General features: G+C 63.0%; 29 protein-coding genes and 1 tRNA gene. 13 read left to right on the top strand and 17 right to left on the bottom strand.

The genetic code is table 11. The features are described from left to right. Nucleotides 1-89: 89 nt before the first annotated feature. Complete coding sequence (locus Q4G20_RS05155; protein ID WP_303342310.1) at nt 90-494, bottom strand: YHS domain-containing (seleno)protein; 405 nt, start codon at nt 492-494, stop codon at nt 90-92. Between the two features lie 99 nt (nt 495-593). Beyond that, nucleotides 594-1397, bottom strand: coding sequence for a 23S rRNA (guanosine(2251)-2'-O)-methyltransferase RlmB (gene rlmB, locus Q4G20_RS05150; protein ID WP_303342309.1), 804 nt, complete (start codon nt 1395-1397; stop codon nt 594-596). Between the two features lie 142 nt (nt 1398-1539). On the opposite strand from rlmB, the gene Q4G20_RS05145 reads away from it, so the two are divergent. Continuing rightward, nucleotides 1540-1623, top strand: a tRNA-Tyr gene (locus tag Q4G20_RS05145). A gap of 49 nt (nt 1624-1672) precedes the next feature. Here the strand turns inward: Q4G20_RS05145 and ccoS are convergent. The 7 genes from ccoS to ppk2 form a co-directional block, all read right to left on the bottom strand. Continuing rightward, a complete protein-coding gene (gene ccoS / locus Q4G20_RS05140; protein WP_303342308.1) occupies nt 1673-1852 on the bottom strand; it encodes a cbb3-type cytochrome oxidase assembly protein CcoS in 180 nt (59 codons plus the stop codon). Then, nucleotides 1852-4065 carry a heavy metal translocating P-type ATPase gene (locus tag Q4G20_RS05135; protein WP_303342307.1) on the bottom strand — a complete coding sequence of 738 codons (2214 nt, stop codon included), beginning with the start codon at nt 4063-4065 and terminating at the stop codon, nt 1852-1854. The genes ccoS and Q4G20_RS05135 overlap by 1 nt, the downstream gene beginning before the upstream one ends. Before the next feature lie 3 nt (nt 4066-4068). Further along, nucleotides 4069-4533: a FixH family protein gene (locus Q4G20_RS05130; RefSeq protein WP_303342306.1), complete on the bottom strand. Its 465-nt coding sequence runs from the start codon at nt 4531-4533 to the stop codon at nt 4069-4071. Further along, nucleotides 4533-5960, bottom strand: a complete 1428-nt coding sequence (ccoG, locus tag Q4G20_RS05125) for a cytochrome c oxidase accessory protein CcoG (RefSeq protein WP_303342305.1) — start codon at nt 5958-5960, stop codon at nt 4533-4535. Before ccoG ends, Q4G20_RS05130 begins: the two co-directional genes overlap by 1 nt. Before the next feature lie 103 nt (nt 5961-6063). Continuing rightward, nucleotides 6064-6969, bottom strand: coding sequence for a nickel/cobalt transporter (locus tag Q4G20_RS05120; RefSeq protein ID WP_303342427.1), 906 nt, complete (start codon nt 6967-6969; stop codon nt 6064-6066). Next, nucleotides 6969-7622 carry a DUF1007 family protein gene (locus tag Q4G20_RS05115; protein WP_303342304.1) on the bottom strand — a complete coding sequence of 218 codons (654 nt, stop codon included), beginning with the start codon at nt 7620-7622 and terminating at the stop codon, nt 6969-6971. The genes Q4G20_RS05120 and Q4G20_RS05115 overlap by 1 nt, the downstream gene beginning before the upstream one ends. A 77-nt stretch (nt 7623-7699) precedes the next feature. Beyond that, entirely contained in the window at nt 7700-8671 is a 972-nt protein-coding gene (ppk2, locus tag Q4G20_RS05110) for a polyphosphate kinase 2 (protein WP_303342303.1), read from the bottom strand. A 120-nt stretch (nt 8672-8791) separates the two neighbouring features. On the opposite strand from ppk2, the gene Q4G20_RS05105 reads away from it, so the two are divergent. From Q4G20_RS05105 to Q4G20_RS05080, 6 genes are all read left to right on the top strand, one after another. Then, entirely contained in the window at nt 8792-9451 is a 660-nt protein-coding gene (locus Q4G20_RS05105; RefSeq protein WP_303342302.1) for a glutathione S-transferase family protein, read from the top strand. Between the two features lie 58 nt (nt 9452-9509). Then, nucleotides 9510-9755: a hypothetical protein gene (locus Q4G20_RS05100; protein ID WP_303342301.1), complete on the top strand. Its 246-nt coding sequence runs from the start codon at nt 9510-9512 to the stop codon at nt 9753-9755. Between the two features lie 2 nt (nt 9756-9757). Beyond that, entirely contained in the window at nt 9758-10126 is a 369-nt protein-coding gene (locus tag Q4G20_RS05095; protein ID WP_303342300.1) for a type II toxin-antitoxin system death-on-curing family toxin, read from the top strand. A 68-nt stretch (nt 10127-10194) separates the two neighbouring features. Beyond that, on the top strand, nt 10195-12150 hold the full coding sequence (parE, locus tag Q4G20_RS05090; RefSeq protein WP_303342299.1) for a DNA topoisomerase IV subunit B: 1956 nt from the start codon (nt 10195-10197) through the stop codon (nt 12148-12150). Beyond that, nucleotides 12143-12817, top strand: coding sequence for a gamma-glutamylcyclotransferase (locus Q4G20_RS05085; protein WP_303342298.1), 675 nt, complete (start codon nt 12143-12145; stop codon nt 12815-12817). The genes parE and Q4G20_RS05085 overlap by 8 nt, the downstream gene beginning before the upstream one ends. A gap of 56 nt (nt 12818-12873) precedes the next feature. Then, the gene (locus tag Q4G20_RS05080; protein ID WP_303342297.1) at nt 12874-13215 is read left to right on the top strand and encodes a DUF6693 family protein; all 342 of its coding nucleotides are present in this window, start codon (nt 12874-12876) and stop codon (nt 13213-13215) included. On the opposite strand, the gene Q4G20_RS05075 is transcribed toward Q4G20_RS05080, so the two are convergent. Genes Q4G20_RS05075 through Q4G20_RS05065 form a run of 3 tightly spaced genes read right to left on the bottom strand, consistent with a single transcriptional unit; the run spans nt 13212 to nt 15626 of the window. Then, nucleotides 13212-13619: a c-type cytochrome gene (locus tag Q4G20_RS05075; RefSeq protein ID WP_303342296.1), complete on the bottom strand. Its 408-nt coding sequence runs from the start codon at nt 13617-13619 to the stop codon at nt 13212-13214. The two genes, Q4G20_RS05080 and Q4G20_RS05075, sit on opposite strands and share 4 nt — an antisense overlap. A gap of 44 nt (nt 13620-13663) precedes the next feature. Beyond that, complete coding sequence (locus tag Q4G20_RS05070; protein ID WP_303342295.1) at nt 13664-14332, bottom strand: ABC transporter ATP-binding protein; 669 nt, start codon at nt 14330-14332, stop codon at nt 13664-13666. Next, on the bottom strand, nt 14325-15626 hold the full coding sequence (locus Q4G20_RS05065) for a lipoprotein-releasing ABC transporter permease subunit (RefSeq protein WP_303342294.1): 1302 nt from the start codon (nt 15624-15626) through the stop codon (nt 14325-14327). The genes Q4G20_RS05070 and Q4G20_RS05065 overlap by 8 nt, the downstream gene beginning before the upstream one ends. Nucleotides 15627-15763: 137 nt before the next feature. On the opposite strand from Q4G20_RS05065, the gene radA reads away from it, so the two are divergent. From radA to purF, 3 genes are all read left to right on the top strand, one after another. Then, complete coding sequence (gene radA / locus Q4G20_RS05060; RefSeq protein ID WP_303342293.1) at nt 15764-17128, top strand: DNA repair protein RadA; 1365 nt, start codon at nt 15764-15766, stop codon at nt 17126-17128. 42 nt (nt 17129-17170) lie between these two features. Continuing rightward, entirely contained in the window at nt 17171-17728 is a 558-nt protein-coding gene (locus tag Q4G20_RS05055) for a CvpA family protein (RefSeq protein ID WP_303342292.1), read from the top strand. A 114-nt stretch (nt 17729-17842) separates the two neighbouring features. Continuing rightward, nucleotides 17843-19321 carry an amidophosphoribosyltransferase gene (gene purF, locus Q4G20_RS05050; protein WP_303342291.1) on the top strand — a complete coding sequence of 493 codons (1479 nt, stop codon included), beginning with the start codon at nt 17843-17845 and terminating at the stop codon, nt 19319-19321. Here purF and Q4G20_RS05045 read toward each other — a convergent pair whose 3' ends face one another. From Q4G20_RS05045 to Q4G20_RS05030, 4 genes are all read right to left on the bottom strand, one after another. Then, the gene (locus Q4G20_RS05045; RefSeq protein ID WP_303342290.1) at nt 19322-19759 is read right to left on the bottom strand and encodes an NUDIX domain-containing protein; all 438 of its coding nucleotides are present in this window, start codon (nt 19757-19759) and stop codon (nt 19322-19324) included. Next, a complete protein-coding gene (locus tag Q4G20_RS05040; protein WP_303342289.1) occupies nt 19756-20787 on the bottom strand; it encodes a 5-(carboxyamino)imidazole ribonucleotide synthase in 1032 nt (343 codons plus the stop codon). The genes Q4G20_RS05045 and Q4G20_RS05040 overlap by 4 nt, the downstream gene beginning before the upstream one ends. After that, entirely contained in the window at nt 20780-21265 is a 486-nt protein-coding gene (gene purE, locus Q4G20_RS05035; protein WP_303342288.1) for a 5-(carboxyamino)imidazole ribonucleotide mutase, read from the bottom strand. Before purE ends, Q4G20_RS05040 begins: the two co-directional genes overlap by 8 nt. Before the next feature lie 69 nt (nt 21266-21334). Beyond that, nucleotides 21335-21544 (bottom strand): YdcH family protein, encoded by a 210-nt coding sequence (locus Q4G20_RS05030; RefSeq protein ID WP_303342287.1) that lies wholly within the window; start codon nt 21542-21544, stop codon nt 21335-21337. A 168-nt stretch (nt 21545-21712) separates the two neighbouring features. Between Q4G20_RS05030 and Q4G20_RS05025 the strand changes: the two genes are divergently transcribed. Together Q4G20_RS05025 and Q4G20_RS05020 are read left to right on the top strand one after the other, a co-directional pair. Continuing rightward, nucleotides 21713-22120 carry an Hsp20 family protein gene (locus Q4G20_RS05025; RefSeq protein ID WP_303342286.1) on the top strand — a complete coding sequence of 136 codons (408 nt, stop codon included), beginning with the start codon at nt 21713-21715 and terminating at the stop codon, nt 22118-22120. Nucleotides 22121-22130: 10 nt separating this feature from the next. Beyond that, nucleotides 22131-22358, top strand: coding sequence for a DUF1150 family protein (locus tag Q4G20_RS05020; RefSeq protein ID WP_303342285.1), 228 nt, complete (start codon nt 22131-22133; stop codon nt 22356-22358). Between the two features lie 38 nt (nt 22359-22396). Here Q4G20_RS05020 and Q4G20_RS05015 read toward each other — a convergent pair whose 3' ends face one another. Continuing rightward, on the bottom strand, nt 22397-24106 hold the full coding sequence (locus Q4G20_RS05015; protein ID WP_303342284.1) for a bifunctional sulfate adenylyltransferase/adenylylsulfate kinase: 1710 nt from the start codon (nt 24104-24106) through the stop codon (nt 22397-22399). A 200-nt stretch (nt 24107-24306) separates the two neighbouring features. On the opposite strand from Q4G20_RS05015, the gene Q4G20_RS05010 reads away from it, so the two are divergent. Beyond that, nucleotides 24307-24846: a hypothetical protein gene (locus Q4G20_RS05010; protein WP_303342283.1), complete on the top strand. Its 540-nt coding sequence runs from the start codon at nt 24307-24309 to the stop codon at nt 24844-24846. The last annotated feature ends 7 nt before the right edge of the window (nt 24847-24853 follow it).

Genomic DNA, 24853 nt, shown 5'->3' with positions numbered 1-24853 from the left:
ACATAACCGTTCCGGGGCTATGTTCATGTGATGTAAATGGGTATCAGGTCCGAAAAGTTCCAGCCCGGTCGCGTTTTTGTGAACGCGAATCAGCGCAGCGCGGCCCAGACGTCGCGGGCGCGGTCGATCACCTGTTCGGGCGATTGGCGCAACCGACGTTCCGCCGAATCGGATTGCAGCAGGTATAACTGCCCGCCGACCACGGCGAAATGACGCGGATCGCCGTTTTGTTTGCGTCCTTCGGCCAGTGCGACGGGGCAATTGCCGTCAAAGGCGGGAACGAAACTGCGCGGGTTGGATTCGAACCGCTGGCGGTTTTCTTCGGATGCGAAATGCCAGACCTTGCCGCGCCACATGGTCGCGATGTCGTTGCGCCCCGGCGTGGCATGGCCCTGTTGCGCATATCCCACAGGGTCATAGCCGCCAAGCGCCCATTCCTGGGCCGCAACGGGCAGCGACAAAGACAGCAGCAGGGGCAGGCAAAGATAGTTCATGACGAATCAGGCAGCAATCGTATTTACGTTGCGTTTACTTTGCAGGGGCGGGGCCGAATCTCAACGTCGCGGGGCCGATTGTCGCAGGGTTGTGATAAATCAACCGCGCATTGTGGCATAAAGGGCAACAGCCGCCGCGTTCGACACATTCAGCGACCCGAAATCGGCGGCAAAGGGGATCCGCGCGATGTGATCACAGGTTTTCATCGTCAATTCGCGCATCCCCGGACCTTCGGCCCCCATGACCAGACAAATCGCGCGCCCCGGCAATGCGCCGACCACATCGGGCAGATCGCGTTCGCCCTGACCATCCAGCCCGATCAGGATAAAGCCCATGTTTTTAAGCTGAGTCAGCGCCTCGGCCAGATTGGGGACGCGCAGATAGGGCTGGCGTTCCAATGCGCCCGACGCGGTTTTTGCCAAAGCCCCGGTTTCGGGCGCGGAATGGCGGGCGGGGGCGATGACGGCGCGGGCGCCGAACACCTCGGCCGAACGCAGGATCGCGCCGATATTATGCGGGTCGGTCACGCGGTCCAGTGCTACCAGCAGCGGGCGCGTTTCGCCGGGGGCCTGGCGCAGAGCGACCTCGGACAGGCTGCCCCATTTCAGGGGTTTTACCTCAAGCGCGGCGCCCTGATGCACGCTTTCGGGCGGCAGAGGGACGGCCTTATCAAACACGCGCGGATCGGTGATTTCGGGGTCCATCCCGTGCAGATCGCCCAGTCGCGCCACGGCGTTTTGCGTCACCACCAGCCGTAGTTTTTGACGCGCCGGATTGGCCAAGGCGTCGCGCACCGCGTGCAGCCCGAACAGCCACACCGTTTCCGCAGCCGAAGCCCGGCGGGCGCGTTCTTTGTCGATCACCCAAGTGGGTTTTTTGGCTTTGGCGGGTTTGTCGGTCATGGTGGTTCCTTTCGTTTTGCCTGTCTGCGCGCGCTTTGCCCGCCGCGCAAGCCCAAAGGTTGCGAAAACCGCTTGACGCCCCCCGCCGGTCGGGCTAATCACCCCCCCACGCCGAGGCGTTCGATACATTCGATCACATCGGGGGCGACGTGCTGCAAGGTGCGGCAGCGGACTGTAACTCCGCCGGGGAGACCCATGCCTGGTTCGATTCCAGGGTCGCCCACCATTTCCTTTGGTGGCTTTTCCAGAAAAGATGTGCGGGTTCAGTCGCGGCCTCAGTCGCGGCGCGGTTCATCCACCGGGCGCGGTTTATCGTCCCATTCATCGCTGAGGATCCGGTTCGCATCCCCTTTGGGGTCGTCAAATTGACGCGACCGCAGCGCCCAGACGAAGGCGATCAGCCCCATGGCCCCCAGCCCCAGCGATACGGGGATCAGCACAACCAGAACTTCCATCAGTCTTTCTTTCCCAATCGCAGCGCGTTCAGCGTCACGGTGATCGAGCTGATCGACATGGCAAGCGCCGCAATCAGCGGCGTGGCAAAACCCGCCAGTGCAATCGGCACCGCCACGATATTATACCCGAACGAGATCGCAAAATTCTGCCGGATCCGGCGCGTGGCCAGTTGCGCCACGCCGATCGCATCGGCCACCGGCGCAAGGTTATGCCCGGTCAGCACCATATCGCTGGCGACCCGCGCCGCATCCAGTGCCGAAGCGGGCGAGATCGACGCATAGGCCCGCGCAAGCGCCGCCGTGTCGTTCAGCCCGTCGCCCACCATCAGCACGCGCGCGCCCTGCGCGGTCAGGTCGTCCACGCGGTCGGCTTTGTCCACGGGGCTGGCGGCGGCCTGCCATTCGTCGATGCCCAACAGACCGGCCAGACGCGCAACCGCCGCCGGACGGTCGCCCGACAACAGGATCACCCGCCGCCCATCCGCGCGCAGTTTGGCCACACAGTCATGCGCGCCGGGGCGCAGCTGATCGGCGAAATCCAGACGCACGGGGGCCTCGCCCTCGACCGCAAACCAACTGGCCGAGGTCGCGGCGTCGCTGTCGTCATCCGCGCCCAACCATTCGGCGCGGCCCAGCCGCACCAGCCGCCCGTCCCACCGGGCCGACACGCCATGGCCGGGATGTTCGGTCACGCTGTCCAGAACCGCAGGCGCAACATCGCCCAGACCATCGGCCAAAGCACGCGCCAGCGGATGCGCCGACGCATCGGCCAAGGCGCGCGCCACCGGGCGCTGCCCCGCAGGCAGCGCGTCGGTCGAAATCAGGCGCGGCTGCCCCATCGTCAGCGTCCCGGTTTTGTCGAATACGACGGTGTCCACTTCGGCCAGACGTTCCAATGCGGTGCCGTTTTTGATCAGCAGCCCGCGCCGGAACAGCTTACCCGACGCCGCCGTCGCAACCGCCGGTACCGCCAGCCCCAAGGCGCAGGGACAGGTGATGATCAGCACCGCCGCCGCAATATTCACCGCCAGCCGCAGGTCGCCCGTCGCCCAATACCACGCGCCCAGACTGATCGCCGCCAGCAGATGCACCGCCGGGGAATAGCCGCGCGACGCGCGTTCGGCCAGCGATGTGTATTTGCCCTTGGCGCTTTCGGCGGCCTCGACCAAGGCCGTCAGGCGCGACAGCGAACTGTCCGCACCGGCTGCGGTCACGCGCAGGGTCAGGGGGCCGGTCAGGTTCACCTCGCCCGCCGACAGCATCAGGCCGGGACCGGCGGGAACCGGCAGCGTTTCCCCGGTCAGCAACGCGCGGTCAATTTCGCTGCGCCCGTCGATGATTTCGCCATCCGCCGGGATCCGCCCGCCCGGACGCACCAGAATCACATCGCCGGGGCGCAGATCGGCCACCGGGATCACCGCCTGTTCGCCGTCATGCAGGACGGTGGCGCGGGGAACCTCTAACGCGGTCAATTCGGCGGCAGATGACCGGGCAATCGCGCGGGTGCGATGATCCAGATACCGCCCGATCAGCAGAAAGAAACACAGCATCACCACGCCGTCGAAATAGGCGTGATGCCCGGAATTCGCGGTTTCAAACAGCGAAATGGCACTGGCCAGGATCAGAGCCAGCGAAATCGGCACATCCATGCCCAGCCGCCCCGCGCGCAGCGACCGCCACGCGCTTGCGAAAAACGGCTGACCCGCAAAGGCCACCGTCGGCAACGCAATCGCGCCGCTGATCCAGTGGAACATATCGCGCGTCGCCGCATCCGCGCCCGACCACACCGCAATCGACAGGATCATGACGTTCATCATCGCGAAACCCGACACGCCAATCCGCATCAGCAGATCACGCCCGGCGCGGTCGGCGGTCGTGCTGGTCAGGGCGTCGGGGTTCAGCTCATGCGCTTCATAGCCCGCGCGATCCAGAACCGGGATCAGGTCATCGGCCATCAGGCCCGGAGCCTCGACCGTGACCCGCCGCAGCGTCAGGTTCACCCGCGCCGATTGCACGCCGGGATGCGCCAGCAAGGCGCGTTCCACATCGGTGATGCAGGTCGCGCAATGCGCCTGTGGCAGCGACAGGATGATGGCTGTGGGACGCGCCACCTCGGCCCGGTCGGCCAGACGCTGCGCCAAAGGCACCGCGTCACAGGCCGGGCAGGCGCTGATCCGCGTGTCATAATCGCGGTCGGCGGACAGATCGGCCATGGCTTAGGCCCCCGGTTTCAGGACCAGCGACAGGCGCTGACGAAACGCCGTGCCATCCGCCGCCGTAGCGGACAGATCGACGTTCCAATCGCCCGGGTCCAAGGGCAGTTCCGCGACCCAGCGACCGGCGCCTTCAGGGCGCAGATCGGGGGCGTGGTCGTCGCGCTGATGGGTGGGGCGGCGCACCAGAACCGACAGCGCGTCGGGCGTCACGGGGCGGTCCTGCGCGTTGCGCAAGGTGACGGTCAGCACCCCATCGGCATAGTCAACGCCGCTGGTCCAGCCCAAAGCCTCTTGCGCGGCGCGGTCGCGGTCAAACTGCTGGGATGCGATGTAGCTGCTGGTCGTCTCTACCCCCGGAAAGGTGCGGATCGCGACGGTCGCCATCACCAGATTGACCGCGATAATAACGGCAAACGCGCCAACCGTGATCACCAGAACATGCTTGCCGGTCAATTCGCGTGCCATTACTGCCCCCTTCCGTGGAATACGGTGTCAACGCGGGTCGATGCGCTGCCATCGGTTTGCTGCACAAACAGCGTGACGGACCGGTTGCCCGCCCCCGGCTGCGCCAGCGGGCTGCCTGCGGGCGCAGTCAGATACAGACGCCGCGACAGGGTTTGGTCGGCATCAACCTGCGCAGATGTGTCCGCTTCGCCTTCAATCGTCAGGATCAGGTCGTCGGCACCTTCGACCGCGAAATCATAGGTCAGGATGTCGTGCTGTTTGTTGCGCAACCGGATTTCATAGGTGTTGCGGATCGCGCCGTCCGACAGCATCACATAGGTGGGGTTGCGCACCGGCGACACGTTCAGGTCCACAGCCGACCGCATGAACAGCGCCACCACCAACAGCACCCCAATGCTGGCCCAAAGCCCGAAATACAGCAGCGTGCGCGGGCGCAGGATATGCGACATGATCGGTTTGGGTGCCGCGCCCGCCCGTTCGGCCTGTTCATCATGCAGCGTCAGATAATCAATCAGCCCGCGCGGTTTGCCGGTGCGGTCCATGATTTCGTCGCAGGCGTCGATGCACAGGGCGCAGGTGATGCACTCCATCTGCTGACCGTCGCGGATGTCGATGCCCATGGGGCAGACATTCACGCAGGCCATGCAGTCGATGCAATCGCCCGCGCGGGTATCGCTGCTTTTGCCGCGCGGCTCGCCCCGCCAATCGCGATAGCCCACGGTCAGCGTGCTTTCATCCATCATCGCGGCCTGAATCCGCGGCCACGGGCAGGCATAGATACAGATTTGTTCCCGCGCAAACCCGCCAAAGAAAAACGTCGTCGCCGTCAAAATCGCAATGGTGATATAGGCGACGGGATGGGCGTTCAGCGTGAACAGATTGACAAGCAGCGTCGGCGCATCGGTGAAATAAAACACCCACGCCCCACCCGTCAGCAGCGCGATCAACAGCCACGCGGTCCATTTCATCAGACGCAATCGGACCTTTTGCCCGGTCCAGTTCTGGCGATGCAGGCGGATGCGGTTGTTGCGGTCGCCCTCGATCCAGCGTTCCACCAGAATGAACAGGTCAGTCCAGACGGTTTGCGGGCAGGCATAGCCGCACCAGACGCGCCCTAACGCAGATGTGAACAAAAACAGGCCCAGACCGGCCATAACCAACAGCCCCGCGACGAAATAAAATTCGTGGGGCCAGATCTCGATCCAGAAGAAAAAGAACCGCCGATGCGCCAAATCCACCAGCACCGCCTGATCGGGCATGTTCGGCCCGCGATCCCAGCGAATCCATGGCGTGACATAGTAAATCAACAGCGTCACCGCCATGACATACCATTTTAGTGAACGAAAAAAGCCCTTTACCCGTTTGGGAAAGATGGGTTCGCGCGATGCGTAAAGGCTCGGCGGAGGGGCCGGTTCGTGTTTGGACATGGGTCTGTTCCTGTTTCGCGGCTTCCGGTCTAGGTTGATCGGGTTCCTGCGACCTTGATTTGCATCAAATCGCGGGGGCCTCAACGCGACGTCGGGTCGCGGGTCAGATCAGCAGGCCGGTTGCGACCAATGCAATAATCGCGCCTGCGGTCAGCATCAGCACGCCCGGCGCCCATTTCGCCAGCACCGCCGCCGGGCCGTGATCGGGGATCAGCCCCAGCCCGCCGCGCCGCGCCCAGACCGCCAGCCCCGCAACCGCCAGCGTGACCGAGGCCGTCCCCAACCCCATGGCCACCACCCCCGCGATACCGGTTGCGAAAATCCCCATCCGCCAGGTCAGGATCAGCAAAAACAAAGCGCCCGTGCAGGGCCGCGCGGCGATTGCCGCGACAATCAATGCGCCGTCGCGCCATGACCGCGCGCCTGCGACCTGTTCGGGCGTCGGGCCGTGCGCATGGCCGCAACCGCAAGGGGCGTCGTGATGGTGATGGTGATGGTGGTGATGCTGAACGGGCCGCGCCGCCGCACGCAGCAGGCGGACCCCGCGCACGGCCAGCCACACACCGACCAGCCCAATCAGCAGCGTTCCCAGATCATTCATGCGGTTTTCGGCCAGATCGGTCAGCGCCTCGCGCCCCAAATCCAGCAGAGTGATCCCGCCCCAGACCAGCAGAACCGCCGTCCCCGCCTGCGCCAGCGATGACAGCACCGACAGCGTGGCCAGCCGCCCAAACGGCACCGCCGCGCCCAAGCCATAGCTGCCGATCACCAGCTTACCATGCCCCGGCCCGACCGCGTGGAAAAACCCGTATCCGAAACACAGCGACAGCAGCGCCGCCGTCGCGCCCGGCTCACCCGCTTGCAAACGACGCAGCGCGGCGGCCATGGCGTTTTGAACGCGGCGCTGTTCCTGCGCGGCCCAGTGGTGCAGATCGTCAAACCCGCCCGTCAGCCACAGCGCCACCAGCACCGCGCCGACCAGCACCCCGATCAGCCCCAGAACGCGCATCACGCGCCCCCGCAATGGATGCGCATTTCCGCCGCCCCCGCCGCGCCGATGTCTACGATCACGGTTTCTTCGGTCGCATCCGTATCGCGCAGCGCCTGATCCACAGCCGCGCGATAGGCGGCGGCAGCGGCGCGATTGTCGCCGGGGGTCAGATCAACGCGGCAATCATCGCGGCCCTGCACATGGGGCGCGTTCGGCACGGTGAAATCGACATAAAATTCAGGGTCATAGATGCGCGCGATCACCAGCCCATCCCCAGCAATCGGCGGCGACAGATCGCGGATGTGGCGCGATATGATCTGACCGTCGCGATATTCGGCGGTAAAATCGCGGCCGGGGTCCAATGCGATGCGCCGCCCCTCGGCCAGCAGAAACAGGCGACCGTCGAAACCGGGTTCCCAATCGCTGTCAAAGCCCTGCAAAGCGGCGGTTTCGTCATCGGTCAACACGCCGTCGCCGTCCGGGTCCAGCCCATAATCCTGCGTAATCAGCAGCGAATAAAAATCGTCATAAACCCATTCGACCTGAACCGCCGTCAAATCGCCACCGTCATAGATCAGCGTCACTCCGGCGTCGATGAACAGATGCGGATGCGCCGCCGCAGATAACGGCAGCAGCGCGCAGGTGGCGGCGGTGATCAGGGCGTGTTTCATGCGACCAGTTAACGCCGCCGCGCGCGGCTTGCAAATCACCGACCCGCCAGAGGATGACAGGTCGGCGGATTGTCGCATCAGGCCGGGTGATTGCCGATGATATGCGCCGCGCCATGCACGACATGGCTGGCCTGCCCCACGATCAGCGGATCGGGCGGCAGAACCACATCCAGATCCTTGCCCGGATAATCAATCGTGGACAGGAAATGGCGCATACAGTTCAGCCGCGCGCGTTTTTTGTCATTCGATTTCACAATCGTCCACGGCGCGTCGGCGGTGTCGGTATAGAAGAACATCGCCTCTTTCGCTTCGGTATAGGCGTCCCATTTATCAAGGCTGGCCTTGTCGATGGGCGACAGCTTCCACTGCTTCAGAGGGTCGGTTTCACGGCTGAGGAACCGGCGGCGCTGTTCGTCCTGCGTGACGGAAAACCAGTATTTATACAGCCGGATCCCCGACCGCACCAACATGCGTTCAAATTCGGGTGCCTGACGCATAAATTCCAGATATTCGGGCGCGGTGCAGAACCCCATCACCCGTTCAACGCCCGCGCGGTTATACCAGCTGCGGTCGTAAAACACCATTTCGCCAGAGGTCGGCAAATGGTTGATATAACGCTGAAAATACCACTGGCCGCGTTCCTGATCGGTGGGTTTTTGCAACGCGACCACACGCGCCAGACGCGGGTTCAGATGTTCGTTGAACCGCTTGATCGTGCCGCCCTTGCCTGCGGCGTCGCGGCCTTCGAACAGCAGCACGAATTTCTGGCCGGTTTCCTGCGCCCATAACTGAACCTTCAGCAATTCGGCCTGCAAGCGCGCCTTTTCGGCCTCATACACGCGGCGGCCAAGCGCGACGGTATAGGGGTAACGCCCGCTTTCGAACGCCTCGCGGATCATGGCGGGGTCGGCAGGCTGGGCAAAGGGGCGACGCAGGCGGGCATGGCCCTGCAACGGGTCCAGATGGCCCAGCTCGGGCGCGGGGTCCGCAACCGGCATGTCAGCGGTATCCGTCGGCGTGGTCAGGTCGGGCGTGATGGTGTCGTCCATATGCGGTCCCCTTGGCGGTGTATGTTGACATTTTCGTGACACATGCGGGACCGCCCCGCCTTGCGCCAGATCAAAATCTGGTTTCACACTGCGGCAAAGCGTCCCAGGAAAGGCCAAACCATGCTGATCATTCACGGAGTCACCCGGTCGCGCGCCTCGCGCATCATCTGGCTGTGTCACGAATTGGGGCTGGATTTTGAACAGCGCCCCGTCATTCAGGCCTATCGCATCGGCGATGCCAGCGGGCCGGATGCGCCTCTGAACACGCGCAGCCCCGAATTTACCGCGCTGTCCCCGGCTGGGGCTATTCCGGTGATCCAGGACGGCGATCTGGTGCTGTCGGAATCCATGGCCTGCACGCTGTATCTGGCGCGCAAGCACAGCGGGCCGGTGGGGCCGCGCGACGGCTCCGAGGATGCGCAGATGCTGCAATGGGCGTTCTTTGCCGCAACCAGCATTGAACCCGACGCGCTGACGATCCTGTTCCTGCACCGCGCCGGTCAGGCGCAATCGGGTGAGGATGTGGCGATTGTCGCAAACGCCGCCGAACGCCTGATCCGCCCGCTCAGGGTGGTTGACGATCATCTGGCCGCGCATGGGCATCTGGTTGGCGGGCGCTTTACCGTCGCCGATCTGAACATGGCCGAGGTGATCCGTTACGCCCAAAGCCACGGCGCGTTGATGGCGCAATTCCCGGCGCTGTCGGCATGGCTGGCCGATTGTCAGGCCCGCCCGGCGTTTCAACAGATGTGGCAGGCGCGGCTGGCCGAACCGGAATGACATTGAAATAATCATCCGAATGTATATTGTCACGGCAACCCCAACCCCGGAGGATGCCATGACCCGCCTGCTGACCAACCACATCTGCACCATCACCGAACTGCGCGAACCCCACAAAGTTCTGGAACGCGCCGGGGGTAAGCCTGTGGCGATTTTGAAAAACTCGCAATTGGTGGGGTATCTGGTGCCGGAACAGGCGACGGAGCCGCAGGCGCGCGCGCTGACCCGTGACGAGGTTCAGGCATTGCTGGATCAAAGCCGCGCCGATGTGCAACCTGTTTTGGACTATTTGCAGGATAAGTAACGATGTTCACGCTTACCACTGACAATGTCGAACAGATCCATGACGATCTGCTGGGGCCGCATGAACTGGCAGGACGTGCGCGCGACAAATCGCTGGACGCCGCACTGGCGCGCGTCGAAAATCGTCTGGCCTATGGCATGATTGAAGATGTTTATGATTTGGCCGCCGCCTACGCTATGGCGATTGCGCGCGGTCATTGTTTCAATGATGGAAATAAACGGACGGCGTTCAGGTCACTGCATCTTTGCCTGCTGGCAAATGGCGTCAACATCAGTCACTTGAACGACGACATCGGCGACCAGATCATCGCGCTTGCGCAGGGCGCGATTGATGACGGCGATCTGGCGGATTGGTTGCGCGACCGGGCGTAACGGCGGAACTGGACGCTGGGCGCGGCATCCGTTATCCCGCCACCCAGACCAAAATTCAAGGCGGCCCCATGTCCGACGATCTTCTTAGCGGCGCGCAGGCGTCCGAATACTCTGCCGCCTCGATCGAGGTGCTGGAAGGGCTGGAACCCGTCCGCAAACGCCCCGGCATGTATATCGGCGGCACCGACGAACGCGCGCTGCACCATCTGGTTGCCGAAATCCTCGACAACTCGATGGACGAAGCGGTCGCGGGTCACGCCACCCGGATCGAGGTCGAACTGCTGGCCGATTATTCCGTCACCGTGCGCGATAACGGGCGCGGCATCCCGATTGACCCGCACCCCAAATTCCCCGGCAAATCTGCGCTTGAGGTGATCCTCTGCACGCTGCACGCGGGGGGTAAGTTTTCGGGCGACGCCTATCAGACCTCGGGCGGGTTGCATGGGGTGGGCGCGTCAGTCGTGAACGCGCTGTCGGATGTGATGATCGTGCAGGTCGCGCGGAACAAAGAGCTGTTCGAACAGCGGTTTTCGCGCGGCATCCCGCAAGGCCCGGTGGAAAAAATCGGCGCGGCCCCGAACCGGCGCGGCACTACGGTGACGTTCCACCCGGACGAACAAATCTTTGGTCATCACCGCTTCAAGCCCGCGCGTTTGCTGAAAATGGTGAAATCCAAAGCCTATCTGTTCAGCGGCGTTGAAATCCGCTGGAAAACCGAAATCGACGACGGCGAAACCCCGGCCGAGGCCGTGTTCCATTTCCCCGGCGGTCTGGCCGATTATCTGGCCGAAACGCTGACCGGGACGACGACCTATGCCGAACGCCCCTTTGCCGGATCGGTCGATTTTTCGCGTCAGGGCGCACCGGGTAAGGTGGATTGGGCGATCAACTGGACGCCCTCGCGTGACGGGTTCATTCAGTCATACTGTAACACCGTCCCCACCCCCGAAGGCGGCACGCACGAAGCCGGTTTCTGGTCCGCGATCCTGCGCGGGGTGCGCACCTATGGCGAACGGGTGAACAACAAAAAGGCCGCCCAGATCACGCGCGACGATCTGCTGACCGGCGGCTGCGCGCTTGTGTCGTGTTTTATCCGCGAACCCGAATTTGTTGGCCAGACCAAAGACCGTCTGGCCACGGTCGAGGCGCAGCGGCTGGTCGAAAACGCTGTGCGCGACCATTTCGACAACTGGCTGGCCTCGGATACGAAATCGGCGGGGGCGATCTTGGATTTTCTGGTGCTGCGCGCCGAAGAACGCCTGCGCCGCAAACAGGAAAAGGAAACCGCCCGCAAATCCGCGACCAAACGCCTGCGCCTGCCGGGCAAACTGGTGGATTGCAGCGCGACGAATCGCGACGGCACCGAATTGTTCATCGTCGAAGGCGACAGCGCCGGTGGTTCCGCCAAAATGGCGCGCGACCGCACCACGCAGGCGCTGCTGCCGCTGAAAGGTAAAATCCTGAACGTGCTGGGCGCGGCCAGTTCCAAAATGGGGACAAACGCCGAAATTTCCGATATGTGTCAGGCGCTTGGCGTCGGCATGGGGTCGAAATTCAACGTCGATGATCTGCGCTATGACAAGGTGATCATCATGACCGACGCCGATGTGGACGGCGCGCATATCGCCAGTCTCTTGATGACGTTTTTCTTTACCCAGATGCGGCCTTTGATCGACAAAGGCCATCTGTATCTGGCCTGCCCGCCGCTTTATCGGCTGACCCAAGGCGCGCATCGCGTCTATGTCGCCGATGACGCGGAAAAGGAAAAGATGCTGGCCAAGGGTCTGGGCGGGCGCGGCAAAATCGACGTGCAGCGATTCAAAGGTTTGGGCGAAATGGACGCCAAAGACCTGAAGGACACGACCATGAACCCCAAAACCCGCAAACTGATCCGTGTCAGCATCGACGATCAGGACGGCGGCGAAACCGGCGATCTGGTCGAACGGCTGATGGGCAAAAAACCCGAATTGCGCTTCCAATATATTCAGGAAAACGCCCAGTTCGTTGAAGAGTTGGATGTCTGACATCCCCCTGCCCCTGATGACGCGCGCGCATCTGGACCGCGCCGCGCGTCCCAGCGACGGGCCGCTATACAGCCCCGATTTCACGCTGCTGGATGACACCGATCTGGACCGGCTGGCGGGGGAATTGCTGGACGGACGCCCGCGCCCGGTGCGGGTCTTCGCCTATGGATCGCTGATCTGGAATCCGGGGTTTTCGGTGGCGACGCGCCGTCGCGGGACGGCGATTGGCTGGCACCGGCAGTTCAGCATCCATCTGGACCATTTTCGCGGCAGCCCCGACACCCCCGGCCTGATGCTGGCATTGGCGCGCGGCGGGACGTGTCAGGGGCTGATTCTGGACATCGAACCGGGAACCGAATGTCAGGCGATGCGCGCCCTTCTGCGCCGTGAATTGGTGGCGCATGAATTGGCGGCGAATGCGGTCTGGATCACGGTTGAAACGGACCAAGGCATTGAAAACGCTCTGACCTTTTACGCCGATCCGGTGGGGGTTGATCTGGCCGATCTGACGATCCCGGAACAGGCGCGGCGTTTGGCGCGCGCGAATGGGGCCGCCGGGTCGGGCGCGGAATACCTGCACAACACCGTCCACGGGCTGCATCAGGCGGGGATTTTCGACGCCTATATCTGGGAACTGGACCGGCTGGTCGCGGCGGAACTGGATTAAGCGTTTCTTAGGCTTTGCCTGCTAAGGCTGGGCGCAGCGATTCCTTTGGGGGCAAAATGAACGGCTATCGGTTGAAATGCGATATGGGGCTGGGCGATATTGTGGTGCAGATCCTGATCTGGGTCGTGCTGTCGGTCGTGACCTTTGGAATCGCTGCGTTTTTCGCGCCCTATTATGTGGCGCGCCTGCCCATTAACCGCACCGTGGTTCTGGACATGCAGGGCCAACCGATTGGCCGACTGCGCGTTGATTTTGGGTTTGGCGACATCATCGGCCATATGCTGATCTGGATTTTGCTGACGATCCTGACGCTGGGGCTGGCCTATATCGTGTATTTTTACTATGTTTTCAGGCGGTTGATGAACGCGACCCGCATTGAACCCTCTGCCGGGGGTTAACGCTGAATCTGGCGCAGATAATCGGCCAAGGCGATCAGCCGCGCAGGCGTCGGCACGCGCTTGCCCGACCCGTCATCATACATCACCGACGGGCCATCCAGCAGCTCCGCAAATTCGGGCATCGGGCTGGCGCTGCGGCCCATGGTATAGCCGTCGATATGCCCCATGACGGACGTCATCGGGAACACCCCGCCCTGATTGCGCGCGATCAGGGTCAGGTCGGACGGGCGCGGCGTCATGCCTCGCCCTGCCGGGCCATCCCCGCGACCGCTGGCCCCGTGACAGGCGGCGCAATAGTCGGCGTAATCCTGCGCCCCGGTGGCAGCAATGACCCGAGGCGCGCAGGCGGCAATCGCCCCTACCAAAACCAAACCGCCCGCGGCTGCCAGATATGTTGCCTTCATCGCCTGTCCTTTCCGTTTGTGCCAGTCTGCCCGAAACGCGGGCGTCAGGCAACGCGATCCAGCCGGAACACGCGATCCATCCGCGCGGCCAGATCGTGATTATGCGTCGCAATCAGCGCCGACAGCCCGGTGTCCCGCACCAGCCCCATCAGCAGATCAAACACCCGGTCCGAGGTGTCGGGGTCCAGATTCCCTGTCGGCTCATCCGCCAGCAACAGCGCCGGTTGATTGGCAAGCGCGCGGCAAAAGGCGACGCGCTGCTGTTCGCCCCCCGACATCTGCGCGGGGCGGTGATCGGCGCGATGCGCCAGCCCCACCCGGCCCAGCAAATCCGCCGCCCGCGCCGCCGCATCGCGCCCCGGCACGGCATTGGCCAATTGCGGCAGGATGATGTTTTCCGCCGCGCTGAATTCGGGCAACAGGTGGTGGAATTGGTAAACAAAGCCCAATTCGTTGCGCCGCGCATGGGTCCGGTCGCGATCCGGCAGCCCGGTCATGTCACGCCCGTTCAGGATTACCCGCCCCGCATCGGGCGTATCCAGCAGCCCCGCGATATGCAGCAGCGTGGATTTCCCGGCCCCCGATGGCGCGACCAAGGCCACCACCTCGCCCCGCTGAACGGTCAGGTCCAGATCGCGCAGCACCGCGACCGGCGCCGGCCCGCCAAGGCCATAGGTTTTCCCAACCCCCTGCAATTCCAGAACATTATTCATAACGCAGAGCCTCGACCGGATTCATGCGCGCCGCACGACGCGCGGGAAAATAGGTAACGGCGAAGGACAACAGCAGCGACAGCCCGACCGCGCGGCCAATATCCCACGCCCGCAATTCGGCAGGCAGGCGATAAATGCCGCGCACCTGAGGTTGCCACGCCCCGCCGCTGGTCAGGCTGTTCAGCACCGCCATGATGCCTTCGACATTCAGCGCCAGCAGCACGCCCAGCACCACCCCGGCAATGGTGCCAATCACCCCGGTAAACGCGCCGCAGATAAAAAACACGCGCAGCACCGCGCCTTCGGTCAGGCCCATGGTGCGCAGGATGCCAATATCGCGGCCCTTGTTTTTCACCAGCATAATCAGGCCCGACGTGATATTCATGGACGCGATCAGCACCAGAACCGACAGGATGACGAACATCACGTCGTCTTCCATATCAAGGGCGGCCAGAAACTCACCCGATGAATCGCGCCAGGTCCAGACCTGCGCCGATGGCCCCGCCACCTGCAACAGCGGCAGCGTCCAGTCATTGACGCGTTCGGGGTCGCGGACGAACACCTCGATTTCGTCCACGGTGTCGGCGCGGTTGAAATAATCCTGCGCCTCGGCCAGCGGCATATAAATGCGGGTCTGATCAATGTCATAGCGCCCGGCGCTGAAGATAAACACCACCTCATAGGCGCTGACGCGGGGCGACACCCCCACAGCGGTGCGCGCACCATCAGGCGAGATCAGCCGCACCCGGTCGCCCACCGTCACCCCCAATTCGCGCGCAATGCCGGTGCCAATCGCGATGCCGTCGCCAAACCGCGCCAGATCCCCGAATGACGTGGCCGGGTCCACAATGCGCGGCATCGCGGCCAGATCATCGGCGGAAATCCCAAACACCTGCGCGACATTCGACCGGTCGGCGGCGGATGCCATCACCTGCCCTTTGACCACGGCCGCCGTGCGCGTCACCCCCGGCACAGCGGCCAACGACGCGGCCATATCCTGATAATCGGCGATGCGCCCCGGCACGATGATCACGTCATCGGTGTATTCGTTCACGATGCGCTGCGGCGCCATATACACGGTCGTATGCGCATTGGCGCCCAGAATGGTGCCGACAAATTCGGCCCGGAACCCCGCCCGCACGGCCAGCGTCGCAATCAGCGCCATCACGCCTAACGCAATGCCAATCAGGCTGATCCACGTCATCACGCTGACGCCGCCTTCGGCACGGCGGGCGCGCAGATATCGCCACGCAATCAGAAATTCATATCGGGAAAACGGTGCGGGATTGGACATCGGGCATTGCCTTACAAACTCGGCGCGAAACTGACCGCCCCCCGCACAAAGATCAAGCCGACAATAACGTGACCCGGGCTTCTTCTGTGCATAAATACTCAACTTGCGCCGCGCGCGTCTGGGTGCAACAAGGCGGGATGGCAAAACCCGTGACCGCATTCACCTGCACCGCCTGCGGTGCTGCACATAAAAAATGGGCCGGGCGCTGCGATGCCTGCGGCGCATGGAACACCGTGATCGAAGAAGCCCCTCTGTCCCAAGGGCCGGGCCGGGGATTGGGCGCGGCCAAGGGGCGCGCGGTGCCTCTGGCCGGGTTGAACACATCCGAACCCCCGCCCCCGCGCAGCCTGTCGGGGATGGTCGAACTGGACCGGGTTCTGGGCGGCGGGCTGGTGCCGGGGTCGGCACTGCTCGTTGGTGGCGATCCGGGGATCGGCAAATCCACGCTGCTGTTGCAGGCGGCGGCGGCCTTTGCGCGGCGCGGCGCGCAGGCCATCTATATCAGCGGCGAAGAAGCAACGGCGCAGGTCCGTATGCGCGCGCAGCGGCTGGGTCTGGCCGATGCGCCGGTGCGGCTGGGCGCGGAAACCAATTTGCGCGATATTTTAACCACCTTGGACAATGAACGCCCCGATCTGGCGGTGATTGATTCGGTCCAGACCCTGTGGTCCGATCAGGTCGAGGCCGCGCCGGGCAGCGTCGGGCAGGTCCGCGCCGCCGCGCATGAATTGGTGACCTTCGCCAAAAGCCGGGGCGTGTCGGTGGTTCTGGTCGGCCATGTCACCAAAGAAGGCCAGATCGCCGGCCCCCGCGTCGTCGAACACATGGTTGACACGGTGCTGTATTTCGAAGGCGAACGCGGCCATCAGTTTCGCATCCTGCGCAGCGTAAAAAACCGCTTTGGTCCGGCGGGTGAAATCGGTGTGTTCGAAATGACCGGGTCGGGACTGGCCGAGGTCGCGAACCCATCCGCCCTGTTTTTGTCCGAACGCGGCCAGCCCATCCCCGGCAGCGCGGTGTTTGCGGGCATCGAAGGCACGCGCCCGGTTCTGACGGAAATTCAGGCGCTTGTCGCGCCGTCCACGCTGGCCAGTCCGCGCCGAACGGTGGTGGGGCTGGACAGCGGGCGGGTCAGCACCATTCTGGCCGTGCTGGAATCGCGCTGCGGGATTCCCTTTGCGGGGTTGGATGTGTTTTTGAACGTCGCGGGGGGGATGCGGGTGATCGAACCCGCCGCCGACCTGGCGATTGCCGGGGCGCTTTTGTCGGCGCGCGAAGACAGCGCCCTGCCGCCCGATGCCGTTCTTTTTGGCGAAATCAGCCTGTCGGGCGCGTTACGTCCCGTTGCACAAGGTGAAAACAGGTTGAAAGAGGCGCAGAAACTTGGTTTCACACAAGCGATTTTGCCCGAGGCCCAAAAACCCGAAGGCATGGACGGCACCGCAATCCGGCGCGTGTCCGATCTGACAGGATTTGTCGGGGATGTGTTCGGCGCCGGCTGAACGCCCCCAAAGGTTAACAAAAACCGGCGCATAGGGCAGTTTATGGACGGATTTACGATTATTGACGCAGTGGTGGCAGGGGTCATTGTCCTGTCGGCCATTCTGGCATGGTCGCGCGGCTTTGTGCGCGAATCACTGGCCATTCTGGGCTGGATCGCGGCGGCGGTTCTGGCATTCCTGTTCGCGCCGGTCGTGCGCCCGATGCTGGGGCAACTGCCCGTTCTGGGCGGCACGCTGCAAGAAAGCTGTGAACTGGCGACGATCGCGGCCTTTGCGGCGGTGTTTGCACTGGCTTTGGTCGTGTTTTCGATCATCACGCCGCTGTTTTCGTCGGTGGTGCAGCGGTCGGCCCTGGGCGGCATTGATCAGGGCATGGGGTTCATGTTCGGCGTGGCGCGCGGCATTTTGTTGGTCGCCATTGCCTTCATCGTTTACGACCGCGTGATGACCAGCCAGCAGCTTGCCATCGTCGAAGAATCACGTTCGGCGCAGGTCTTTGAACGGATGCGCGTGAATATGGATGGCCAACTGCCCGCCGATCCGCCGGGCTGGATCGTGACGCGCTATGAACAGCTGGTGCAGCACTGCACCGCGAATTAACCTTTGCGACAGTGACATGACAAAAAAGCGCCCTCACAGCCATGTGGGGGCGTGACTTTAGGGGGAACCGCCCTTAAATAGCCCGGACAGCCTCCAGCCATCAGGACCGCGCCGATGCAACCTTTTCTGGCCCACCCCTTCGACAGCGACCGTTTGCACGAAGAATGTGGCGTTTTCGGCGTGATCGGCGTGTCCGACGCCGCGAATTTCGTGGCCTTGGGTCTGCACGCTTTGCAACATCGCGGGCAAGAGGCGGGCGGCATCGTGTCCTATGACACCGAACACGGGTTTCAAAGCGCGCATCGGTTCGGCTATGTCCGCGACAAATTTACCCGACCCGAGGTGATGGCCACCCTGCCCGGCCCTCTGGCCATCGGGCATGTGCGGTATTCGACCGCAGGCAGCAAGGCCAGCACCGCCATTCGCGACGTGCAGCCCTTTTTTGGTGAGTTTTCAATGGGCGGCTGCGCGATTGCCCATAACGGCAACATCACAAACGCCGCCGCGCTGCGCCGCGAACTGATTGAACGCGGCTCGATTTTCCAATCCAGCAGCGACAGCGAATGTATCATTCACCTGATGGCGCGGTCGATTCAGCGCAACCTGTCCGAACGGCTGAAGGACGCGCTGCGCCGCGTCGAAGGTGCGTTTTCGGTCATCGCCATGACCCGCACCAAACTGATCGGCGTGCGCGACCCGCTGGGCGTGCGCCCTCTGGTTCTGGGGCAGATCGGGGATGACGGGTTCGTTCTGGCCTCGGAAACCTGCGCCTTAGACATCGTGGGGGCGGAGTTTATCCGCGAAATCGAACCCGGCGAAATGGTGGTCATTTCCAAGGGCCATATCGAAAGCTCGCGCCCGTTTGGGCCGTCCGAGGGGCGGTTTTGCATATTCGAACATGTCTATTTCAGCCGCCCGGATTCGATCATCGGCGGGCGGTCCGTCTATGAAACCCGCCGTCAGATCGGGGTGGAGCTGGCACGCGAAGCCCCGGTTGACGCCGATCTGGTGTGTCCCGTCCCCGACAGCGGCACCCCCGCGGCCATCGGTTACGCGCAGGAAAGCGGCATCCCGTTCGGCATGGGCATCATCCGCAACCAATATATGGGCCGCACCTTTATCGAACCGACCGACCAGATCCGCAATATGGGCGTGCGTCTGAAACTGAACGTCAACCGCGCCCTGATCCGGGGCAAGCGGGTGGTTCTGGTCGATGACAGCGTGGTGCGCGGCACCACCAGCCGCAAGATCAAGGATATGATTCTGGACGCAGGCGCCGCCGAAGTGCATTTCCGCATCGCCAGCCCCCCGACCGCGTGGCCCTGTTTTTACGGCGTGGACACGCCCGACCGCACGAAACTGTTGGCCGCGACCATGACGACCGACGAAATGCGCGACTGGATTGGGGTGGATTCGCTGTCCTTTGTGTCGCTGAACGGGCTGTATCGCGCGGCGGGCGAAGCGCAGGGCCGCAACGACGCCTGCCCGCAATATTGCGATGCGTGTTTTTCGGGCGACTATCCCGTCGCGCCGCATGATCAGTTGGAAAAGGGGTTCGAGATGCGCCCCGGCAGCGAAACCGCGAAATCCTGATCAGGTTACGATCCGTTCCAGCGGATCATACAGCGCCGCGCCGTGGCCCCAAACGGCGCGGGCCAGCATCCCCGGTTTGTGACGCACCGACGCAATTTCCGTGCGCCGCACCCAGCGGGCGCGGTTGACGACTCCGGTCGGGTCGGTCAGCGTCAGCGTGTCCGGCCCCGCCAAAGTCGCGCGAAAGATCAGTTCGACCTGATGAAAGCCACGGTCGGGATCGTGGAATTCGTTCGTCAGGATATGCGCGCCAACGTCGATGGTCAGGCCGGTTTCCTCGGACACTTCGCGGATCAGGTTGTCGGGCAGCGATGCGCCGGGTTCGACGCCTCCGCCCGGCAGGCACCACAGATCAGAGGCCTGCCCCGGATAGGCGTTGACCATCAACAGCCGGTCGTAATGCAAAATCGCCGCGCGGACGGCCAGCCGGACGGTCATTTTGTGATCCGGTTGACATGGCCCATCTTGCGCCCCGGTCGCGGCGCGCCTTTGCCATAGAGATGCAGTTGCGCGCCGGGTTCGGCCAGCAGCGCCGGCACCTGCGCGACATCATCGCCGATCAGGTTTTCCATCACCACATCGGCGTAACGCGACCCGTCGCCCAAAGGCAGGCCCGCAACCGCGCGGATATGTTGTTCGAACTGATCGACGGTGCAGCCCGCCTGCGTCCAATGGCCCGAATTATGCACGCGCGGCGCGATTTCGTTCACCACCAGCCCGCGCGGGGTCACGAACAATTCGACCCCCATCACACCGACATAGTCCAAGGCGTTGACGATTTTCGCCGCGATCAGCACCGCGTCGGTCGTCACCCGCCCCGCCAGCCCACACGGCACCGTGGTTGTGTGCAAAATCCCGTTGCGATGCACATTCAGGCCGGGATCAAAGGCCGCGACCTGCCCATCCGCCCCCCGCGCCACGATGACGCTGATTTCGGCGCTGAAATCGACGAAACCTTCCAGAACCGACGGCGCGCCGGTCCAGTCGGCCGTGGCAGGGTCGGTGATCCGCACCTGCCCTTTGCCATCATAGCCCATGCGCCGCGTTTTCAAAATCGCGGGCGCGCCGATCTGGTCTAACGCACCCATCAGCGCGTCCCGATCCGGCACATCGGCAAAGGGCGCAGTCGTCAGGCCAATATCGTTCAGGAACTGCTTTTCCGTCAGCCGATCCTGCGACACGGCCAAAGCGCGCCGGTTCGGACGAATGGGCCGCAGCGATTCCAGCAGATCAAGCGCCGAAGTCGGCACATTTTCAAATTCATAGGTGATTACATCGACCGATTCCGCGAACCGGCGCAGCGCGTCATGGTCGGAATAGTCCGCCGTCGTCACCTGATGCGCCACATCGCCCGCAATCGCCGGGCCGGGTTCAAAGATGTGACAACGCAGCCCCAACCGGCTGGCCGCCGCCGACAGCATCCGCCCCAACTGACCGCCGCCGAGAATCCCGATGGTTTCAATCATCGACCGGCTCCTGCGGGATGCTGTCGGACAGGGCCTGACGCCACGCATCCAGACGCTCGGCAATGCCCGCGTCGCTGATCGCCAAAATCCCCGCCGCCATCAGCCCCGCATTTGCCGCACCCGCCGCGCCAATCGCCATAGTGGCGACGGGATACCCTTTCGGCATCTGCAAAATGGAATAGAGCGAATCCACCCCGGACAGCGCGCGCGTCTGCACCGGCACGCCGATCACCGGCACCCGCGTTTTCGACGCCATCATGCCGGGCAAATGCGCCGCCCCGCCCGCGCCCGCGATAATCACCTGCAACCCGCGTTCAACGGCGGTTTTGCCATAATCCCACAACCGGTCCGGGGTGCGATGCGCGCTGACGATGCGCGTTTCATAGGCGATGCCCAATTCGTCCAGAATGGTGGCCGCTTCGCACATGGTGGGCCAATCCGACTGGCTGCCCATAATGATTCCGACAGGTGCTGACATAACGCCCCCTTAGTGATTGTTGCCCCGCCATAACGCGACCGCCCCCCGCCCGCAATCAGGCCCCCGCAATCAGGCGATGATGTCGGGGGTGATCTCGTCTTCCAGCCGGGTGATCTGGTCCTTTAACGCCAGCTTTTGCCGTTTCAGGCGTTGCAGGGTCAGGGAATGGATGCGCTGTTCCTGATGCATCGCGGTGATGGTGTTGTCCAATTCGCGATGTTCGGCCCGCAACGCCGCCAGCTTGGTGCGCAGAATTTCGTCATGGGTCATATGCTGCATGGCGGACCGTCATCAAATCATTTCCCGCCGTTATAGCGCAGCAAAACCCGCCTGTTAACTGCCATCTGCATTATCCCTTGTTTCCCGGGGGTTGGACGCCCATATCGAAAGACAAGGGCCGCCATAATGGGGCCGTATGGAAACAGTCGCTGTCGCAAAGGGCTGAACATGACGAAAATAACGCTGGGATCGCATCCCTATCTGCTGGGTTTCGATCAGTTAGAGCGGTTGGCCGAACGCGCCGCGAAAGGGGACGGTTACCCGCCCTATAACATCGAACACCACGCGCCCGATGGGTTCCGCATCACGCTGGCCGTGGCCGGTTTTGCGGAAAGCGATCTGACCATCACGACCGAAGATCGTGCGCTGGTCATCCGCGGCAAAATCGCAGACCCCGATGAGGGGCGCGTTTTCCTGCACCGGGGCATCGCATCGCGCGCGTTTCAGCGCAGCTTTGTGTTGGCCGATGGGGTGCAGGTTCAGGCCGCGCAATTGGAAAACGGCTTGCTGCATATCGACCTGATCCGCAGCCGCCCCGAACACGTCGTTCAGACCATCCCGATCAGCCGAAATTAGGGGATCAGATATGGAAACCAAGTTTAACTTTGCCGACCCTCCGGGTCTGCCCACCGTTTACGTCCGCAAAGTCGCGGCCAAAACCTTGCCGCAGGATCTGCGCGATCAATTGGACGGGGTGGAAACGCTCTATGCCGTTCATGACACGGATGGCGAACGTCTGGCCTTGGTGCTGGACCGGCAGATGGCATTCATGCTGGCGCGCCAGAACGAACTGGCCCCGGTCAGCGTGCATTAAACGAAACCGGCCCCGCATGGGGGCCGGTTTTTTTAGTGTCAGTTCAGACCGATCAGGCCCATACCTTCCAGTTTCAGCAGGACTTCCTGCGCGGCGCTGTCCACGTCGATGTCGGTGGTGTCAACGCGCAGTTCCGGGTTGGTCGGTTCTTCGTAGGGGTCGGAAATGCCGGTGAATTCCTTGATCTTGCCTTCGCGGGCCAGCTTATACAGACCCTTGCGGTCGCGGCGTTCACATTCCTCGATCGGGGTGGCGACGTGAACCTCGACAAAGGCGCCGCCGGATTCGACCATCTCACGCACGGCGCGGCGGGTCGCGGTATAGGGCGCAATCGGCGCACAGATCGCGATGCCGCCGTTTTTCGTAATTTCCGACGCCACGAAACCAATGCGTTTGATGTTGATGTCGCGGTGTTCTTTGCTGAAGCCCAGTTCCGACGACAGATGTTTGCGCACCACGTCGCCATCCAGCAAGGTCACGGGACGGCCGCCCATTTCCATCAGCTTGACCATCAGCGCGTTCGCAATGGTTGATTTGCCGCTGCCCGACAGGCCGGTGAAGAACACGGTAAAGCCCTGTTTTGCGCGCGGGGGCGAGGTGCGGCGCAACTGGGTCACCACCTCGGGGAAGCTGAACCATTCGGGGATGTCCAGACCTTCGCGCAGGCGGCGGCGCAGTTCGGTGCCGCTGATGTCCAGAACGGTGCTGCCTTCGGGGATTTCGTTCGCCGGGAAATAGCTGGCCTTTTCCTGCACATAGACCATGTGCTTAAAGTCCACCATCTCGACGCCGATTTCGTCCTGATGTTTCTTGAACAGTTCCTGCGCGTCATAGGGGCCGTAAAAATCCTGACCCGCGCTGTTTTTGCCGGGGCCGGCATGGTCGCGGCCAACGATGAAATGCGTCACGCCGTGGTTGCGGCGGATCAGGCCGTGCCAGACGGCTTCGCGCGGGCCAGCCATGCGCATCGCCAGATTCAGCAGCGACAGATGCGTGGTTGCCGCCGGGTATTTGTCCAGAACGGCCTCGTAACAGCGAACGCGGGTAAAATGGTCCACATCGCCCGGTTTGGTCATGCCGACAACGGGGTGAATCATCAGGTTGGCCTGCGCTTCGCGTGCCGCGCGGAAGGTCAGTTCCTGATGCGCGCGGTGCAGCGGGTTGCGGGTCTGGAACGCCACCACGCGGTGCCAGTTCATCTTTTTGAAGAACGCGCGCAGTTCGTTCGGCGTTTCGCGGCGGGCGCGGAAATCGTAATGCGTGGGTGCCTGCAAGCCCTTGATCGGGCCGCCCAGATACACCGGACCCGCGACGTTGTGCAGGTAATTCACCGCCGGATGCGCCAGATCGTCGGCGCCGAAGACCTTTTCCGCCTCATGCGCTTTGTTCGGGGTCCATTTGTCGGTCACCGACATGATGGCCAGAATCACGCCCTCTTGGTCGCGCAGGGCGATATCGGTGCCGGGTTCCAGACCGTCGGCGAATTTTTCGCTGACATCCAGCGTGATCGGCATCGGCCACAGCGACCCATCCGACAGGCGCATGTCGTTGACCACGCCGTCATAATCGGCCTGGCTCAGGAACCCTTTCAGCGGGTTGAACCCGCCATTCATCAGCAATTCCAGATCGCAAATCTGGCGCGGGGTCAGATCCCAGCTTTGCAGATTCCCGGCCTCATGCTTCAGCGCGTCGGCGGTTTCGGGGGATACATACAGTTCGGGAATCGGCGTTTGATTCGGATGGGTCATGGTTTCAGCCTTGATTTCACGTTGATATCTGCGCTGCGGCGATCATGGCCCAGCGTCTTCCCGGCGCGGAATAACGCCCCCTGCCGCGTTATGCAAGTTGGGGAAAACGGTTAACGGCGCTTTTTCGCCATAACGCAGCGCGCTGCCCATGGAACCCGCGTCCGCCCCCCGCGTTGAACAAAAAATAACGGAGAACGATCATGACCCAACACCACGCCCCCGCCAGTGCCGATGAACGCCGCGCCCTGTCGCGTGACGAACTGGAACTGGCCGATCAGGCGCGCAACCCGGCGCTGTCCAATCTGTCGGATCGTGAATTGTCGGATCTGATTTCCCGCCTGCGCGACCGCCGCAACCGCGCGCGTGACATCGGCAACCGTCAAAGCCGCAACGATCAGGGCAATGCCGGCACGATGTCGAAACACAGCTTTCTGAACGAAGCCCTGGAACGCGCGCGCGCCGAACGCGACAGCCGCGGCACCGAATGCGACAGCGCGGCCGAGGACGCCGAGGACGAAGTGACGCAAAAAGAGCTGGCCGAAAAAGCCATGGCGCTGAAGGACGAAAACGCCGAATCAAACCCGATGATGGAGGATGGCAGCCCCCTGCATCCGTCCGACCCGGACGCCGACCCCGGCAAGAAAGCCTTGGCGGAAACCGAACGCGACAAATACCCGTCGGGCGCGTTTGAACATTCCGGCGAATTGCCGCAGCGCAAACGGTCCGGCGGGCCTCGGTAACGCCACA

Source organism: Paracoccus sp. (in: a-proteobacteria) (assembly GCF_030538495.1).
In the GTDB taxonomy this organism is placed as follows: Bacteria; Pseudomonadota; Alphaproteobacteria; order Rhodobacterales; family Rhodobacteraceae; genus Paracoccus.
Note: the sequence above shows the minus strand (reverse complement) of the source record. Positions and strands in the feature narration are given on the sequence as shown.